A 16,910-nucleotide genomic window follows, 5' to 3' on the forward strand; every position below is an offset into this window, starting at 1 on the left:
ATGTTCAGAGCGATTTACGAGTTTTGCCCTCCGATTGGACGGGCGTTGGCGATTGTCGGACCCCGGTTTGGCTGCCCGACACACATGAGATGGGAAAGGATCTGGCTGAGTTCAAGACCCGCCGGAGCTGATGAATTTCGCGCCCGAGCTGGACTTGCCCGAGCCGACCTGCAGCCGCCGGATCTTGGCCTTTGGCTGCGGCGCATCCCGCCGCATGATGGCCTTGAGGTCCGAGACGATCCCCTCAAGTTCCATGCCGAACCCGACCTTGCGACGGCCGTCGGTACCAACCGCCGATACCACCGACAGGATCTGCCAGCGCGGCCCGTTGCGGGCCAGAATGGCCGAACCGGAGGATCCGAACGTGACATCGCAATTGAAGGTGATCAGACCTTGGCGCCGCTCCAGAATCCGGCAGGACCGCTGGCGCGTGATTGCCTCGGATCGGCCGCGCCCGTACGAAGCGATGCTGATCTCATCCCCGGCGACCCGGCCACTGTGCAATGCAAATGGGTTGGCGACGGTGTACGGGATCGGTTGATCCAGTCGCATCAGGGCGACATCGACCCGGACCATCTCGGGTGACAGGCCAACCCGGGGGTCATAGTCGGGAAGGACGGCGATCTGCACGACCGTGCCTTCGGCAAGCGCATGTCCATCGCTCAGACCTGCGCGAAAAGTGACTTCGCCGGGTGCGTAGGTCCGACCGGTGGCCTTGTCCGTCGCACAATGGGCTGCGGTCAGAACAAGATCCTGCGCGATCAGCGTGCCGGTGCAGAACGAGCGGTCTCCGATGTCCAGCCGCCCGATCGCCTCCCAACCATACAGGTCGTCCCGATCGGTCAGCCGGCGCTTGCCACTGTCTTGGGCCACCGCCGACGCAGCAATCCCGGCCAAAATCAGGGCCAATGTCACGATACGGCAGGTCATGGCCGGACAAACCTTGCGCCGACGTTCTTTCCCGGCTCGAGCGTATTGCCGGAGGCGCCAAATCCATTCCCTGCGGACAACTCGGTGCGCAGCACCTCCAGCGACTCTTCCAGCGCTGTTCCCAACGATACCCGCCGGCCTTCCAATTCGGCCTTCGCAGACACCACCGATACGATCCGGGGGTGATCCCCTGAGAACGAGAAGATCGGCGCGCCGGACGCACCCAAATCCACGTCACAGGACATGACCAGCACCCCCGATTGCTGCGCCATGACCGAGCAGACCTGTTGCAGCGAAGGGGCTTCCGCGCGGTTGTGGGCGTACGAAACCACTCCGACATCCTCGCCACGTGTTGGCCTGTAGCCGGTTTCAAACGGAATCACGGTCGTATTTCGGATCGGCTGCCACAACTCGATCAGCGCGACGTCGTGGCGCACGCGGCTGACGGATGCGGCGCGGTCATACTCGTATTCCGGATGAATGACCGCCTGGCGCGCCGTACGATAGGCCGATGCGCGGCCATGTCGCCACCCCGCCAGAAACTCGATCTGGCCCGGATCAATTCGTTGGCGGGTTGCTTGGTCGAACAGGCAATGCGCTGCGGTCAGAACAAGCGTAGGAGAGATCAACGCACCAGTGCAGAAGCCGGTGCCGTCGATGTTCAGCCGTCCAACCGCCATCCATTCGCGCCCGGAATCCGAGGTTTCAAGGCTTTGCAGCCCAGTATCCTGCGCCGTGGCTGCCAATGGCAGAACACATAACGCTATCGCCCTGATCCATGTGCGCACGCGGTTCTCCGGCATGAGGTATCGGCCAATCTACTTACGCGTGGCGTTTGGCGAAAATAGGGCAAAGCCGGGCCGCGCCTAATCCGCACCAGACTGATGCGTCGGCGCATCAGGCCCGATCACCGCAGGATCGGCACCGCATCCGCAGGCTGTCCGGCCCGATCCAGCGCAGGGGGCCGAGGCCCGCCCGTGGCCCAATCCAACAGCTCGACCGTATGCACGATGGGCAGTCGGGTGCCCGACCCGATCTGCATCATACAGCCGATGTTCCCGGCCGCGATCAGATCGGGGTTCCTGGCCTCGAGCGTGCGCACCTTGCGCTGTTTCAGCTTGGCCGAGATCTCGGGCTGCATCAGGTTGTACGTGCCCGCGCTGCCACAGCACAGGTGGCTGTCGGCGGGTTCGACCACGGTGAACCCCGCCCTTTTCAGCAGGTCCTTGGGATAGGTCTTGACCTGCTGCCCGTGTTGCAGCGAGCAGGCCGCGTGATAGGCCACCGTCAGCCCCTTGTCGTCACCCTGCGGCAAGTCCAGCTGCATCAGGATCTCGCTGACATCCATGGCAATGCCCGACACCCGGGCCGCGTCCTCGGCCAGCGGATCGTCGCGGAACATGTGCCCGTAATCCTTGACTGTGGTGCCGCAGCCCGAGGTGTTGATGACGATCGCATCCAGCCCCTTGCCGTCCATCTCGCGCGTCCAGGCGCGGATATTGGCGGCGGCGGTGGCATGGCTTTCGCGGGTCTTGCCCATGTGATGGGTCAACGCCCCGCAGCAGCCGGCGCCCTCGGCCACAACGACCTCGCAACCCAGCCGGGTCAGCAGGCGGATCGTGGCATCGTTGATGTCGGTGTTCAGCGCCTTTTGCGCACAGCCCGTCATCAGAGCCAAGCGTTTGACCGCCTGCCGCTTGGGCGCAAAGCTTTGCGGGTCGTCATTGCGGCTGACCGGCGGGATGTGTTTCGGCGCCATCTCCAGCATCGCCCGCAGGCGCGCGTCGGGCATCAGAAAGCGGAACGGCCGCCCCAGCTTGGCCCCGATCAGCGCCCAGCGGAACCGCATCGGATAGGGCAGGATCCGTGCCAGAACCCACCGCAGCGCCCGGTCCGAGAAGGGGCGCTTGTAGCGGTTTTCGATATATTCGCGGGCGTGATCGACCAGATGCATGTAATGCACGCCCGACGGGCAGGTCGTCATGCAGGCCAGGCAGGACAGGCAGCGGTCGATATGCTTGACGGTCTTTTCATCCGGCACACGCTCGTTTTCCAGCATGTCCTTGATCAGGTAGATGCGCCCGCGGGGGCTGTCCAATTCGTCGCCCAACACCTGGTAGGTCGGGCAGGTGGCGGTGCAGAACCCGCAATGCACGCAGTTGCGCAAAATCTCGTTTGCGCGGCGGGTGCCGGGGTCTTTCAACTGGTCTTCGGTGAATGTGGTCTGCATCGCCCTATCCCATCAACCCGGGGTTGAACATGCCGCGCGGGTCGAATTTCTGTCGAATCCCCTGTGTCAGAGCCGAAATGCCCTGCGGTTCCGGCTGGAACCGGCCCAACCGGGCAAAAGTATCGGCCCCGGCCCGCACCAGCGTGGCGTGGCCGGAAAACACGCCGATGCGCGCGCGCAGGTCGGTGCCTGCGGGCACCAGCGCCCAGATCAGCCCGCCGCCCCAGTCGAACAGGGTCCGATCAGGCTCGGCCCGCGCGGCGATTTCGGGCGCATCCCCGGGTTTGACCGAGATCCGCCAGACATCGCCGGGCGTGTCGGCAAAATCGGCCGCGTCGCGGATCGTCGGCCACAGGGCGTCCGATGGCTCGACCGGATCAACCGCGCCGAACTGGCCCAGCAACTCCTGCAGGCGCCCGGTGCGATACGAGACCGATTCAGCAAACCCCTCGATCCGGATCAAGGCGCGCTGCTGCTGCGGATCATAGGCTGCGCCGGTGACCTCAAAGGGTGATTTCAGGGCCTCGGACAGGATGCGAACCGCAGTCGCGGCGTCCTTGACGGGTACGGCCAGCGTCGCGCTGGCCTCGGGTTTGGGCAGCACTTTCAGCGACACCTCGGTCAGCACGCCCAGCGTGCCCCAGGACCCGGCCATCAGCTTGACCAGATCATAGCCGGTGACGTTCTTCATCACCCGCCCGCCATTCTTGATGATCTGCCCCTGCCCGTCGACAAAGCGCACGCCCAGCAGGAAATCGCGGCAGGCCCCGGCCTGGATCCGGCGCGGCCCCGAGACGTTGGCGGCCACGACACCGCCGATCGTGGGCGCGCCCGTGGAACCAAGGAGGGCGCGATGGTCCATCGGCTCGAATGCCAGTTGCTGGCCTTCGGCCTCCAACGCGGCCTCGATCTCAGCCAGCGGGGTTCCGGCCTGCGCCACAAGCGTCAACGCCCCCGGCTCGTACAGGGTGATACCGCGCAGCCCCTCGGTGCTCAGCATCCGGTCGGGGCCGGTCACACCACGGGTGCCGCCACCGACAACGCGTACCGGTTCGTTCAGGCCGGCCACGATTTCGGCCAGTTCAGACTCTGATTCAGGTCTCATTGCGGGGTCCGTTCTATCTTGGGATTCATTCCGCCGCCATCGGCACGGCGCGCCGGTCCGCACTGGCATCCAGCGGGAACACCTTGGCGGGGTTCAGCAGCCATTTCGGGTCGAACACGTCCTTGACGGCCATCTGCGCCTCAAGGTCCTGAGGCGCGTATTGATGATGCATCAGGTCGCGCTTCTCGATGCCCACCCCATGCTCGCCGGTCAGGCAGCCGCCGGCGTCCACGCACAGTTTCAGGATTTCGGCCCCGAACGACTCGCATTTTTCCAGATCGCCGGGCTTGTTCGCATCGAACAGGATCAGCGGGTGCATGTTGCCGTCGCCGGCATGGAACACGTTACCCACGGGCAGGCCAAACTCTTTGCTCAGTTCGCCGATGCGGCGCAGCACGTCCGGCAGGGCCGACACCGGAATCGTGCCGTCCAGACACATATAGTCGTTGATCTGCCCCATCGCGCCAAAGGCCGATTTTCGGCCCAGCCAGATGCGGGCGCTTTCCTCGGCCGACTGGCTTTCGCGCAGCTCGACCGGGTTGTGTCGTTTGGCGATCTCGACGATCTTGGCCAACTGGCTGTCGATCTCGGCGTCCGAGCCTTCGACCTCGACAATCAGCAGCGCCTCGCAATTCGGATAGCCGGCATGGGCAAAATTCTCGCAGGCCTCGATGCACAGCCGGTCCATGAACTCGATCGCCACGGGCAGGATGCCGGATTTGATGATGTCCGAGACGCATTCACCCGCCACCGCATTGTCATCAAAACCCATCAGGACCGGGCGCGCGCCCTCGGGCTTGCGCAGGATGCGCAGCGTCGCCTCGGTGACGACCCCCAGCTGCCCTTCCGAGCCGCAGACCACGCCCAACAGGTCCAGCCCGCCGGAATCCAGATGCGCGCCGCCGATCTCGACCACGCGGCCATCCATCAGCACCATCGTCACGCCCAGCAGGTTGTTGGTGGTCACGCCGTATTTCAGGCAATGCGCGCCGCCCGAGTTCATCGCGATATTGCCCGCGATGGCGCAGGCCAGCTGCGACGACGGATCGGGCGCATAGAAGAAATCCTGCTCTTCGACCGCGCCGGTGACGCTCAGATTGGTGCGGCCGGTCTGCACACGGATGAAGCGGTTGTCATAGTCAACCTCGAGCACCTCGTTCATGCGGGCCACGCCCAGGATCACGCAATCGGCGGTGGGCAGCGCCCCACCAGCCAGCGAGGTCCCGGCCCCGCGCGGCACGACCGGCACGCCTTCGTCATGGCAGATGCGCAGAATGTCCGAGACCTCCTGCGTCGAAGACGGCAGAACCGCGATCATCGGCGCGCATTTGTAGGCGGTCAGGGCGTCGCATTCATAGGCGCGGGTTTCGGACGGATCGGCGATGATGGCATCTTCGGGCAGGACCTGCCGCAGACGGGCAAGCACGCTGGCCTTGCGGGCCAGAACGTCGGGGTTGGGCTGTGGCATGTCCATGGCGAGTCCTCCGGTTTGGTAAAATAATATTACCAATTTCTGCATCTGGCAAGTTGCCTTCGTCGGACGTACTGTCGCGCCATGACACTGACCGAACGCGCCCTGCTGTTTTCGCCCACGGACTATTCCGCCGTCCTGCTGTTGCTGATCGCCTGGCAATGGATCGGCTGGCGGATCGAGAACCCCGCGCCGGGCAAGCGTTCGGTCGCGGTTATGATGGACGAATTCCGCCGCTGCTGGATGCGCGAAATGGTGACCCGCCAGCCCCGCATGTTCGACGCCCAGGTCGTGGGCACGATGCGTCAGGGCAGTACGTTTTTTGCCTCGACCACGATGATCGCCATCGGGGGCGGGCTGGCCCTTCTGGGCAATACCGAGCGGCTGTCGGGCGTCGCCAAGGATCTGGCCATCGGCAGCGCACCGGCCATGGTGTGGGAGGTCAAGATCCTGATCGTGCTGCTGTTTCTGTCGAATGCGTTTCTGAAATACGTCTGGGCGCATCGGTTGTTCGGCTACTGCGCGGTGCTGATGGCGGCGGTGCCGAACGAGCCCGAGGATCCGCAGGCCTATCCCCGCGCGGCGCAGGCGGCCGAGATCTGCGTGACCGCCGCGCGCAGCTTCAACCGCGCCCTGCGCGCCACCTATTTCGCGCTGGCCTCGCTGGCCTGGATCCTGGGCCCGATCACTTTGATCATCGGTACGCTTCTGACATTGGGGGTTCTTTATCGGCGCGAGTTTGCCTCGCATTCCCGCGCGATCCTGCTGAGCCTGCCACCGGACACGCAGACGTGATCGCGCCCCGCCCGATCAGACCCTAGACTGGCGCAATGCGACACCTGATCCCCTGCCTGTTTCTGGCCGCCCCGGCCCTCGCCGACCCGCCGACGGTCGAAAATGCCACCGCGACGCGCACGGGCGAAACCTGGCGATTCGACGTGACCATTCGCCACCCCGATACCGGGTGGGACCACTATGCCGATGGCTGGCGCGTTCTGGCGATGGACGGGACCGAGCTGGGGATGCGGGTATTGCATCACCCGCACGAGACCGAGCAGCCGTTTACCCGATCGCTGGGCGGGGTCGCGATCCCCGAAGGCGCGATTCAGGTTCAGGTGCAGGCCCGGTGCAGTGTCGATGGCTGGAACGCGGACACCACGCTTGTGACGCTGGACTGATCGTCAGAACACGCCCAGCGACAGCCCGGTGCCCAGCGCCGCGCCGATCTCGCGGCATTTGACCAGTTCATCCTCTGGGATAGTCTTTTCCGCCAATATCGCCTCGGGCGTCTGGGCATGGGTGCAGACGATGAGGGGCGGCTGCACCTCTTTCAGGCGCCAACCGGTGGCGATGCGTGCCAGTTGCCGCACCGCGTTCTGACCGTCGGACCCGGCGCAGATCATCTGCGCATAGGGACGCCCCTCGATCCGGCCCAGAACCGGATAGTAGCATCGGTCGAAGAAGTCCTTCATGACGCCTGACAGCGCCGCGAGGTTCTCGGGCGCGCAAAAGATGTATCCGTCGGCCGCCAGCAGATCGTCGGGTCCCGCCTGCTCGGCGGGTTTCAGGCTGACCTCGGCCTCGGCGCTGCCCGCCTGAGCGGCCGCTTCGGCCATCTGCCGGCTGCCGCCGGTGCGTGAATGGTAGACGATCAGCAGACGGGCCACAGCGGTCAGGCCCGATGATACGGGCCGCCCGACAGGATCGTCGCGGCACGATAGAGTTGTTCGGACAGCATCACCCGGACCAGCATATGCGGCCAGACCATCGCGCCGAAAGAAATCGAAAAATCAGCCTCGGCCCGCAGCGCCGGGTCGATCCCGTCGGCGCCACCGATGACAAAGGCCAGATCCTGCCGGCCCATGTCTCGCCACCCGGCCAGCTTCCGCGCGAAATCGGGGGAAGCAATCACCTTTCCCCGCTCGTCCAATGTGCAGATCACCGCGCCAGCGGGCAGCGCCTTGCGCAGCAAGCCGGCCTCGGCGCCCATACCGGCGTTTTTCTTGTCTTCGACCTCGATCACGCGCGCAGGCCCAAGGCCCAGGCCGCGGCCGGTCCGGTCGAAACGGGTCAGATAGTCGTCAAGCAGGGTCTTCTCCGGTCCGGCACGCAATCGCCCGACCGCACAAATGCTGATACGCATGTCGCTCTCGCCGCCGGCCCTTCAATACGGGCCGGGATGGCGCCTCAGTTGGCCGAGGCGCTGCCGCCCTGAGGCAGCCACATCTTTTCCAGCTGGTAGAATTCGCGCACTTCGGGGCGGAAGATATGGACGATCACATCGCCCGTATCGATCAGCACCCAGTCACCGGCATCCTTGCCTTCGACCTTCGAGGTGAAACCGAATTCCTGCTTGATGCGATCCGTCAGCTTTTCTGCCATCGCCGACACCTGACGCGTCGACCGGCCCGAAGCGATGACCATGTAGTCGGCCACCGAAGACTTGCCCTGCAGGTTGATCTGCACAACATCTTCGGCCTTGTCATCGGAAAGTGAGGAAAGGATGCGTTCAAGCAGCTTGTCGCTGATTGACTGAGAGCGGGCCATCACAGCGGCCCCTTCATCGGCGGGCAAACCCGCCTGTGTGTGTAGAGACAGGACATGGTCCTCCTTGCTAAAGCGCCGTGTAACCCCGGCGCCGGGGTACTATTAAGGTAGCAAGGCAATTGCAACATTTCAATGAACGGAAACCGTTGATGGCACGGGGTTGATCAATCCGTGTCCAGATGTGGCACAGCGGTGTCTGTGGCACCCTGCCCCAGCAGGCGCACTTCGCGCTGCGGGAAGGGGATCGAGATGCCCTCGGCCTGGAATGCATCCCACAGCGCCAGATAGACATTGCCGCGGATGTTGGTCAGGCCGGCCGTCGGGTCCCGGATCCAGAACCTCAGCACGTAATCGACGCTGCTGTCGCCGAACCCGGTGATATGGCAGACCGGTTCGTGCTTGCCGCCGCTCAGAACGCGTTTGACTGATTTCACCGTTCGCACGGCGGTCTCGCGCACCTTGTGCGGGTCGTCGCCGTAGCTGGTGCCGAAGGTCAGATCGAGGCGGACGAACTCGTCGGAATGGGACCAGTTCACCACCTGCCCGGTAATCAGATCCTCGTTCGGGATCAGGTATTCGCGCCCGTCGCGGGTGACGACCGAGACGTAGCGGGCGCCCAGCGCGTTGATCCAACCGAACGTGTCGCCCAGCGAGATCACGTCGCCCGGCTTGATCGACCGGTCCATCAAGATGATGATCCCCGAGATCAGGTTCGACACGACCTTCTGCAGGCCGAAGCCGATACCGACGCCAACCGCACCGGACAACAGCGCGATCCCGGTCAGGTCGAATCCCAGCGTCCGGATCCCGACCAGAAAGACCAGCCCGTAAAACGCAACCTGGATCCCCTTGGCCAGCAGCACCTGCATCGAGGGCGAGATGTCGTCATTGCTTTTCAGCCCGCGTTCCGCCGCACGGGTGCCAAGCCGCGCCAGCACCAACAACGTGCCGATCAGCAGAATGGCCTTGAGAATCCCCAATGCCGAGATGTGAAGGCTGCCGATCGAAATCGCCACGCCGTCCAGGAACTCGGCGACGTCATCGGTCAGACTCAGCGCGACCAGCGTGGCGTAGATCCACATCGACCAGCGGAAGATGCGCCGAATCGTCCGGTTGCGGACCAGTCGCGAAATCAGCGCGATCGCCAGCCACGCGGTTGCCAGCGTTGCCAGAACACCGATGATGTAACTGCGCGATGGCCAGGTGACCTGCTGCATCACCAGATAAACGCCCCAGGCCAGCACGACGAAGTAGACCAGCGTCATCCGCTGCATCAGCTGAACCAGAACCCGCAACCGCCATTTGGGCCATCCACTACGCGCCCGCGCCCAGGCTTCCCACCGGCCTTTTGTCAGCAGAGTCAAAAGGAAGGACAGCGCCACCAGCCCCAGGATGATGGCGATCTGATACTGCCGCCACCCCGGAGTCACGATCAACTCGACCAGGTTCCCAAGCTGCAACAGAAAGGCCTCGGCCATGTTGTCGAACAGTTCTGAAATCGAACTTGGGATCAAATCATTGTCCATGCGCGTCTCCTGTCGCCAGATTGAACAGCAATGTGGCGGCTTGCAAGGCCCACCGACCTGTCGCGGGACGCGGATTGAGCCTTGATTGACGAGGGGGCGCGATATATCTGGATCGCATGAGATTCCATCAGGCCCCTGCTCCCAACCTGCAAGACCGCGCGCGCCTGCGTGAACGGTTCTTCGGGGCCGCCCGCACGGTTCTGGCCCGCCTATAATCGGCGCCCAGCCACTCGCCAGCATTTCTCAATACAGACGGGAGAGGACCGATGTCCCCCAAAACACTCTATGACAAGATCTGGGATGCCCATGTCGTGCACGAAGCCGACGATGGCACCTGCCTGCTTTATATCGACCGCCACTTGGTGCACGAAGTCACCAGCCCGCAGGCGTTCGAAGGCCTGCGCATGGCGGGCCGCAAGGTGCGCGCGCCGGAAAAGACCATCGCCGTGCCGGACCACAACGTACCCACCACGCCCGACCGCGTGAACGGGATCGAAAACCCCGAGTCGCGCATTCAGGTCGAAGCGCTGGACAAAAACGCCCGCGAATTCGGCATTCACTACTACCCGGTAAATGATATCCGTCAGGGCATCGTCCACATCGTCGGCCCCGAACAGGGCTGGACCCTGCCGGGCATGACCGTGGTCTGCGGCGACAGCCACACCGCCACCCACGGCGCTTTCGGCGCGCTGGCCCACGGCATCGGCACGTCCGAGGTCGAGCATGTTCTGGCCACCCAGACGCTGATCCAGAAAAAGTCCAAGAACATGAAGGTCGAGATCACCGGCAAGCTGCAGCCGGGCGTGACCGCCAAGGACATCACCCTGGCCGTGATCGGCGAAACTGGCACCGCCGGCGGCACCGGCTATGTGATCGAATATTGCGGCGAAGCGATCCGCGACCTGTCGATGGAAGGCCGCATGACCGTCTGCAACATGGCCATCGAGGGCGGCGCCCGCGCCGGCCTGATCGCGCCGGACGAAAAGACTTTTGAATACGTCAAAGGCCGCCCGCACGCTCCCAAGGGCGCGCAGTGGGAGACCGCTCTGACCTGGTGGAAGACGCTCTATTCCGATGACGACGCCCATTGGGACAAGGTCGTTACCATCCGCGGCGAGGACATCGCCCCCGTTGTCACCTGGGGCACCAGCCCCGAAGACGTTCTGCCGATCACCGCGACCGTGCCCAACCCCGAAGATTTCGAGGGTGGCAAGGTCGAGGCCGCGCGCCGTTCTATCGAATACATGGGGCTCAAGCCGGGCCAGAAACTGAGCGACATCGAGATCGACACGGTCTTCATCGGCTCCTGCACCAACGGCCGGATCGAGGACCTGCGCGCCGCCGCCGAGATCCTGAAGGGCAAGAAGATCAAGGACGGCATCCGCGCCATGGTCGTGCCCGGCTCGGGCCTCGTGCGCGCGCAGGCCGAAGAGGAAGGCATTGCCGAGATCTTCAAGCAGGCCGGGTTCGAATGGCGCCTTGCGGGTTGTTCGATGTGCCTGGCGATGAACCCCGACCAGCTGACCCCGGGCGAGCGTTGCGCCGCCACCTCGAATCGCAATTTCGAGGGCCGTCAGGGCCGCGGCGGACGCACCCATCTGCTGAGCCCCGCGATGGCTGCCGCTGCGGCAATCACGGGAAAGCTGACAGATGTGCGCGAATTGATGTAAGCTCCCCTCATATCTAGATATTTGAGGGAGAGACTGAAATGAGTGAATGGGTCAAATGGCTTCTGATGGGGCTTCTATCGATAGTGTTCGGCATCTTCGTGCTGGGCGCACCAGTCGTGGCATCCGTAGCAGTGACCGTGGTCACCGGCGTCCTTTTGCTGGTATCCGGCGTTCTGCAGGTTGTCGGCGGTTTCACCGTCGAAGGAACCGGCAACAAGATCCTTGCCTTCATCATGGGTGCGGTCATGCTGTTCTTGGGCTGGTCGTTTCTGGACCATCCGCTGGCGGGCACTCTGACGCTGGCAACGGTGGTGCTTATCCTGTTCATGGCAGGCGGGATCGCACGGATCATTCTCTCGTTTCAGATGCGAGGCACGTCATTTTTCTGGCCAACCCTGATCTCGGGCATCTTGTCGATCATCCTGGCAGGCATCATCTGGTCTTATGCAAGCTCGGAACCGGCGGTGCTGTTCCAGTTGCTGGGCATCCTGCTGGGCATCGAGATGCTGTTCAACGGGTTCGGATTGGTCTTCATGGCGTTCTTCGTCAAGAACGCGCCCAAAGACGAAACTACAGAAGCTCAACAAGCTTGAAACGCGGGGCATGGGGCCTGACCTCTCCCGCAGGAGTGTGAACATGGAAAAGTTTGAAAAAGTCCACGGTGTGGCAGCCCCCATGCCCCTGATCAATATCGACACCGATATGATCATTCCCAAGGTGCATCTGAAAACGATCAAACGGTCCGGCCTCGGCGTCGTCCTGTTCGACGAGATGCGCTATCACGATGACGGGCGCGAGAACGAAGAGTTCGTCTTGAACAAGCCCGCTTATCGCAACGCCGAGATTCTGGTGGCTGGCGACAACTTCGGGTGCGGCTCATCTCGGGAACACGCGCCCTGGGCGATCAAGGATTTCGGAATCAAGGTGGTCATCTCGACCAGCTTCGCCGACATCTTCTTCAACAACTGCTTCAAGAACGGCATCCTGCCCATCGTGGTCGAAGAACACCACCACGTCATTCTGATGGAGGATGCCCACAAGGGCGAGAACGCACGTATGACCGTGCACCTGGAAGATCAGCAGATCGTCACCTCGGACGGCGTCGTGATCGAGTTTGATATCGACCCGCACCGCAAGCATTGCCTGTTGAACGGTTTGGACGATATCGGCCTGACGATGGAAAAAGACCACCACATCGACTCGTTCGAATCCCATGCCGGACAGGCGCGCCCCTGGGTGTGATTCTGGGGATGAACCTGTGGACACTCAACCTGACGGGGTCGCCAAGGCGGCCCCGTTCGCATTCTTGGGGTTAAAGTCAAAGCAACCACAACATGTAGAGAACCATTTCCATTACACGTCGAATTTGCGACGTGAATGATGCAAAGCCGCACCAGTTTCGCCATCTTTTTGCCCGAAATCACGTGTTTTCTGCACCTCGGCTTGAGCGAAATGCCGCTTATCGCCAATGATGGCGCTAAAGGGGCATCCGCCAAATATCGAGATTGGCGGGCATCAAGTTGGAACCAAGTCGGCAAAGAATCGACTGGTCCGGTTTGGAAAGGGTTCGGATAGTGATTGCTCGCACAACAGGGGCTGCGATACGGGGATTGTTGGTGGCACTTCTGGTGCTGACACCCGCATTGTATCTGCCCGCATCAACGTCCAACGGGACCGAGATCGTTGTCTTTCTGGCAATCCTGGCATTCATCCTGACCTTCGCCGAATACAACTCGGCCTTTCCCAGCTTTATCGAATTCCGCGATGCGCCGCCCGTGAACAGACTGCGCTTTGTCGGCCTGATGTCGATGATCTCGTTCCTGACCTTGATCTGCAAGAACGCCTATGCGCCGACGGAACTGACCAGTACCGTGTATTCGGTCGGCCTGGCCGTCGCGAATGTCGTCGACTTCCCCTATTCGCCTGTCCGCCTGGTGGTGTTGATGCTGCCTGCTGACGCGAGCCAACCCTTGGTCGAGTTGGTACGCATAACGGCAAGTGTCGCCTATGTGGCCGCTTTGGTCACGATCGCCAGCTTCGCCTATGCGGTCAAACTGCGTGGATGGCCCACCGGCAACGGGGCGTTCAATGTCTGGACCAACCTGCCCCTGTTCGACCCCACCAAGGGCGGAGACGTGGTGACTCGCCTGCAGCGCGACGGTCGGTTGAACATCTCGGTCGGCGTTCTGCTGCCTTTCCTGATTCCGGCCCTGATCAAGCTGCTCACGGATTTCATTGATCCGCTGTCGTTGTCCAATCCGCAGACGTTGATCTGGACCATGAGCGCGTGGGCCTTCTTGCCGGCCAGCATGATCATGCGCGGGATGGCAACCCTGCGCATTGCCGGGCTGATCGTGGAAAAACGCCGCGCCTACTCGACCGCCGAGACGACCCAAACCGCATGATCCGTATTCTTGTTCTGCTGTTGCTGCCGTTTGCGGCGCAGGCAGAGCCAGTGCGCGTTGCCAGCTTCAATGCTGAGCTAGGGCGGAAAGGTCCAGGCCTGCTGCTGCGTGATATTCGGCGTGATGATCCCCAGGTGCAGGCGGTGATCGACGTTCTGACCGCCGCTGCCCCCGATGTCCTGGCCCTGCAAGGCATCGACTGGGACCATGACAACCTGGCCCTGTCCGCTCTGGCTGATCGGTTGCGCGCGGCAGGGCTGGATTACCCGCATCTCTTCGCTGGCCAGCCCAACTCGGGGCTGATGACGTCGCTTGATCTGGACGGGGACGGGGAACGGGGCGGATCCGGGGACGCCCAGGGATGGGGCCGTTTCACCGGAAATGGCGGGCTGGCCGTGCTGTCCCGTTATCCGATCGCAAAGGATGAGGTTCGTGACCTTTCAGCGCTGCTTTGGAAGGACCTGCCCGGCGCGACGCTACCCACCCTTGGCGGGTTGCCTTTCCCGTCCGAACAGGCCCACGCTGTTCAGCGCCTGTCGTCGACCGCCCATTGGATCGTGCCGGTGGAGACACCTCAAGGCCGCCTGAACCTGATGACCTTTCACGCCACGCCTCCTGTATTCGACGGGCCTGAGGATCGCAACGGATTGCGCAATCGCGATGAGATCCGGCTATGGTCGGTGTTGCTGGACGGCGGGCTGGGTCCAGCCCCGAAAAGTCGTTTGATCATTGCCGGTGACGCCAATCTTGACCCGAACCTGGGCGAGGGGCGCAATGAAGCAATCCGCGATCTGTTACAGCACCCCAGCCTGCAGGATCCGCGACCCGTGGATGGCGCAGGCTCGGCTGTAACGGTGGTTTGGAAGGCGGTGGGTGAACGGCGTGTTGACTATCTGCTGCCATCGGTCGACTGGGTGGTTGAAAACGCCGGCATCCACTGGACCGATGCCAAAGGCGTGCCCCTTGCCGCGGCCCGCAAGGCCAGCCGACATCGCCTGATTTGGGTTGACCTGTCACACCCGGACATGCCGCCGGGCCTATGACAGGCCCTGAACTCGATCCACGTCTGTGGTTCGCGGGCTATCATGCGACAGGTCAGACACAGCGGTTTTCAATGCCTCTTGCAGCGGCGTGGATGCGAAATCGCTGATCAACGAGTCGCAGAACGAGCCATCCAAGCGGTGCGGCGTGTCCCACAGATAGCGCATCTCAAGCAAATGCGGGGCCAGTTTCCAGAACGGCTGGGCCAGAACAATTGGCCACCAGTTCATCTGCTTCAGGCGCACCGGAGCCCCGGTCACTTCCGACAAGGCCTTTGCCAATTGGCGGCCGGTCAACGTGTATCCGGCAAAAGGAATGTCGCAATAGCGCGGCAAGGCATCCCGCATCTCGGCCAACTGAACCGCAGCGCGGGCCAGATCCGGCAGGTAGGCCCAGGCATGGGCAATGTCAGGGTCGCCGGGATAGACGAAACGCCCTTTGGCCAGCGGCTTGATCATGATCTGGTCGAACCAATTGCCAGAGGCTTGCGTGTCAAGGAAATCCCCGGCGCGCAGGATTACGGTGCGCACGCCCGACGACCGATAGGCCTCCTCCATACGGATCCGAATCTGGCCCAGAGGGTTGGTTGCAAGATGCGGCGTATCTGCCGCCCAAGGCCCGGGCGTGTCGGCCCCAAAAACATAAACGTTCCCGGGCACGATCACGGTCGCCCCGGTTGCCTTCGCCGCACCGATGACCTGAGCGTGCAAATCCGGCACCTGCCGTGCCCACTCGGTGTATGGCGGGTTCCAACCATTCACGATGACATCCGTGCCCCTGGCGGCGGTGGACAGATCATCCCTCGCGCGGTCAAATCCCCGCACCGTCCATCCGGCCGCTTGAAACGCGTCTGCGGCATTGCGGCCAAAACGCCCCGAAGATCCCAGGATCAGCACCTTTCCCGTCATCACAACTCCTGTCAGCCCTGGCGGTTGAACAAAAGATATCCATTCACTCACCTTTGGGAATTGCCGAAAAACGCAGAGCATGTATTCATCTGCGCATGGATAAAACCTTGGCACTTTCTGATTGGTCTTTGGTGCAGAGCTTTCTGGCAGTTGCGGAAACGGGATCGTTGTCGGCGGCTGCGCGGGAACTGGGGCGCAGTCAGCCGACGCTTGGTCGCCAGGTGCAGGCGCTCGAGACGGATTTGGGCGTGTCGCTGTTCGATCGCCATGCGCGAGGCCTCAAGCTCAGCGCAGCCGGCCAGCAATTGCTGCCGATGGCGCAACAGATGCACGCGGCCATGCGTCAGCTGAGCCTGGCCGCCGCCGGGCAGTCGCAACAGCTGAGCGGTACGGTCCGCATCACCGCGTCGGTCTTCGCATCGCACCATATCCTGCCGTCCATTCTGGCGGACATCCGCAGGCAAGAACCTTCAATCCAGCTGGAACTGGTCGCCACCGACACCAGCGAAAACCTGCTGTTCCGCGAAGCTGATATCGCAGTTCGCATGTATCGCCCCGAGCAGGTCGATATCGTGACCCGGCATCTGGGCGACGTACCGTTGTGTTTCTGCGCAGCCCGGTCGTATCTGGACCGCGCCGGTCGGCCAACCACCCCCGAAGAGTTGTTTCAGCATGACCTGGTGGGTTTCGACTCCAACGACCTGATCATCTCGAAAATGCAGGCCAAGGGTTGGCCTGCCAGCAAGGAAGACTTTGCCACCCGTTGCGATCTTCAAAGCGCCTATTGGGAGTTGATCCGCGCGGGTTGCGGCATCGGTTTCAGCCAGGTTCAAGTGGCCGAGGCTGATCCTGCGGTCGAAATTCTGCCGTTGGATGTGGACATACCAGTCCTGCCGGTCTGGCTGGCTGCGCCGCAGGCCATGCGGCAGACACCGCGCATTCGCCGGGTCTGGGACCTGCTTGCAGAAGGGCTGAAAGCCAGCTTGTAACCCAAATCGGGTGCCCGGCGCATGTTCAGCGGCGTTTTTCGCGCCGTACGGCCCTGAATCCGCGCATTTTGACCAGAACGCCTCATTG

General features: G+C 62.7%; 18 protein-coding genes. 8 read left to right on the forward strand and 10 right to left on the reverse strand.

The window, feature by feature from the left end; all coding sequences use genetic code 11:
* Positions 1-111 precede the first annotated feature (111 nt).
* The 5 genes from ACR0MM_RS16130 to ACR0MM_RS16150 all read right to left on the reverse strand — a co-directional run bounded on the left by ACR0MM_RS16130 (position 112) and on the right by ACR0MM_RS16150 (position 5,739).
* Positions 112-930, reverse strand: coding sequence for a trypsin-like serine peptidase (locus ACR0MM_RS16130; RefSeq protein WP_170359854.1), 819 nt, complete (start codon positions 928-930; stop codon positions 112-114).
* Positions 927-1,718, reverse strand: coding sequence for a trypsin-like serine peptidase (locus ACR0MM_RS16135; protein ID WP_260063911.1), 792 nt, complete (start codon positions 1,716-1,718; stop codon positions 927-929). The genes ACR0MM_RS16130 and ACR0MM_RS16135 overlap by 4 nt, the downstream gene beginning before the upstream one ends.
* 119 nt (positions 1,719-1,837) lie before the next feature.
* A complete protein-coding gene (glcF, locus tag ACR0MM_RS16140; protein WP_480697317.1) occupies positions 1,838-3,160 on the reverse strand; it encodes a glycolate oxidase subunit GlcF in 1,323 nt (440 codons plus the stop codon).
* 4 nt (positions 3,161-3,164) lie between these two features.
* Positions 3,165-4,265, reverse strand: coding sequence for an FAD-binding protein (locus ACR0MM_RS16145; protein ID WP_480697319.1), 1,101 nt, complete (start codon positions 4,263-4,265; stop codon positions 3,165-3,167).
* Between the two features lie 25 nt (positions 4,266-4,290).
* A complete protein-coding gene (locus tag ACR0MM_RS16150; protein ID WP_480697321.1) occupies positions 4,291-5,739 on the reverse strand; it encodes an FAD-linked oxidase C-terminal domain-containing protein in 1,449 nt (482 codons plus the stop codon).
* An 81-nt stretch (positions 5,740-5,820) separates the two neighbouring features.
* Between ACR0MM_RS16150 and ACR0MM_RS16155 the strand changes: the two genes are divergently transcribed.
* Both ACR0MM_RS16155 and ACR0MM_RS16160 read left to right on the forward strand, forming a co-directional pair.
* Positions 5,821-6,531 carry a DUF599 domain-containing protein gene (locus ACR0MM_RS16155; RefSeq protein WP_480697323.1) on the forward strand — a complete coding sequence of 237 codons (711 nt, stop codon included), beginning with the start codon at positions 5,821-5,823 and terminating at the stop codon, positions 6,529-6,531.
* Positions 6,532-6,566: 35 nt separating this feature from the next.
* A complete protein-coding gene (locus ACR0MM_RS16160; RefSeq protein WP_480697325.1) occupies positions 6,567-6,914 on the forward strand; it encodes a hypothetical protein in 348 nt (115 codons plus the stop codon).
* A 3-nt stretch (positions 6,915-6,917) separates the two neighbouring features.
* Here ACR0MM_RS16160 and ACR0MM_RS16165 read toward each other — a convergent pair whose 3' ends face one another.
* From ACR0MM_RS16165 to ACR0MM_RS16180, 4 genes are all read right to left on the reverse strand, one after another.
* Positions 6,918-7,403 (reverse strand): flavodoxin family protein, encoded by a 486-nt coding sequence (locus ACR0MM_RS16165; protein ID WP_480697327.1) that lies wholly within the window; start codon positions 7,401-7,403, stop codon positions 6,918-6,920.
* A 5-nt stretch (positions 7,404-7,408) separates the two neighbouring features.
* Positions 7,409-7,879: a 23S rRNA (pseudouridine(1915)-N(3))-methyltransferase RlmH gene (rlmH, locus tag ACR0MM_RS16170; RefSeq protein WP_170343173.1), complete on the reverse strand. Its 471-nt coding sequence runs from the start codon at positions 7,877-7,879 to the stop codon at positions 7,409-7,411.
* 44 nt (positions 7,880-7,923) lie between these two features.
* Positions 7,924-8,283, reverse strand: a complete 360-nt coding sequence (gene rsfS, locus ACR0MM_RS16175; protein ID WP_093963679.1) for a ribosome silencing factor — start codon at positions 8,281-8,283, stop codon at positions 7,924-7,926.
* A 164-nt stretch (positions 8,284-8,447) separates the two neighbouring features.
* Complete coding sequence (locus ACR0MM_RS16180; protein WP_170343174.1) at positions 8,448-9,809, reverse strand: mechanosensitive ion channel family protein; 1,362 nt, start codon at positions 9,807-9,809, stop codon at positions 8,448-8,450.
* Between the two features lie 266 nt (positions 9,810-10,075).
* On the opposite strand from ACR0MM_RS16180, the gene leuC reads away from it, so the two are divergent.
* From leuC to ACR0MM_RS16205, 5 genes are all read left to right on the forward strand, one after another.
* On the forward strand, positions 10,076-11,479 hold the full coding sequence (leuC, locus tag ACR0MM_RS16185) for a 3-isopropylmalate dehydratase large subunit (protein WP_170365645.1): 1,404 nt from the start codon (positions 10,076-10,078) through the stop codon (positions 11,477-11,479).
* Positions 11,480-11,517: 38 nt separating this feature from the next.
* Positions 11,518-12,072, forward strand: a complete 555-nt coding sequence (locus ACR0MM_RS16190; protein WP_170343176.1) for an HdeD family acid-resistance protein — start codon at positions 11,518-11,520, stop codon at positions 12,070-12,072.
* Between the two features lie 43 nt (positions 12,073-12,115).
* Positions 12,116-12,721, forward strand: coding sequence for a 3-isopropylmalate dehydratase small subunit (gene leuD, locus ACR0MM_RS16195; RefSeq protein WP_170461225.1), 606 nt, complete (start codon positions 12,116-12,118; stop codon positions 12,719-12,721).
* A 332-nt stretch (positions 12,722-13,053) separates the two neighbouring features.
* Entirely contained in the window at positions 13,054-13,884 is an 831-nt protein-coding gene (locus tag ACR0MM_RS16200) for a hypothetical protein (RefSeq protein WP_093963685.1), read from the forward strand.
* On the forward strand, positions 13,881-14,927 hold the full coding sequence (locus ACR0MM_RS16205) for an endonuclease/exonuclease/phosphatase family protein (RefSeq protein WP_480697329.1): 1,047 nt from the start codon (positions 13,881-13,883) through the stop codon (positions 14,925-14,927). Before ACR0MM_RS16200 ends, ACR0MM_RS16205 begins: the two co-directional genes overlap by 4 nt.
* Here ACR0MM_RS16205 and ACR0MM_RS16210 read toward each other — a convergent pair.
* The gene (locus ACR0MM_RS16210) at positions 14,922-15,833 is read right to left on the reverse strand and encodes a Rossmann-fold NAD(P)-binding domain-containing protein (protein WP_480697331.1); all 912 of its coding nucleotides are present in this window, start codon (positions 15,831-15,833) and stop codon (positions 14,922-14,924) included. The genes ACR0MM_RS16205 and ACR0MM_RS16210 overlap by 6 nt on opposite strands.
* Before the next feature lie 95 nt (positions 15,834-15,928).
* Between ACR0MM_RS16210 and ACR0MM_RS16215 the strand changes: the two genes are divergently transcribed.
* Positions 15,929-16,822: a LysR family transcriptional regulator gene (locus tag ACR0MM_RS16215; protein WP_170452051.1), complete on the forward strand. Its 894-nt coding sequence runs from the start codon at positions 15,929-15,931 to the stop codon at positions 16,820-16,822.
* The last annotated feature ends 88 nt before the right edge of the window (positions 16,823-16,910 follow it).

This window comes from Ruegeria sp. BC6 (assembly GCF_056539185.1).